Annotated in this window: 1 pseudogene; it reads left to right on the top strand. The window is 38.7% G+C overall.

Annotated features, from left to right (window positions below):
- Positions 1–252 (top strand): annotated as a pseudogene (locus tag AAEY62_RS21525) (threonine ammonia-lyase, biosynthetic); the annotation flags it as partial.
- Between the last annotated feature and the right edge of the window lie 53 nt (positions 253–305).

Raw genomic sequence — 305 nt, 5'->3', positions numbered from 1 at the left:
GCATTAGCACGCTTTTTAGATACCTTAGGCAGTAATTGGAATATTACTTTATTTCATTATCGTAATCATGGTGGCTCTACGGGGAATGTATTAGCAGGTTTTGCAATTGAACCAAGCCAATTTGATGTGTTTAATGAGCACTTAAATCGCTTAGGCTATAACGTACAAGATGAAACAAATAACCCGTGTTTTACCCAGTTTTTAACCTCGCAGCCTCAGGGCAAAAACGTCGATAAACTCGCTTCGGCATAACCCTCTTTATTAACAAGCACCTCGTTGAGGTGCTTGCTTTATCATGTTTTTTA

The sequence above is a fragment of the Pseudoalteromonas sp. GW168-MNA-CIBAN-0100 genome, assembly GCF_040309225.1.
Lineage (GTDB): Bacteria > Pseudomonadota > Gammaproteobacteria > Enterobacterales > Alteromonadaceae > Pseudoalteromonas > Pseudoalteromonas arctica.
Note: the sequence above shows the minus strand (reverse complement) of the source record. Positions and strands in the feature narration are given on the sequence as shown.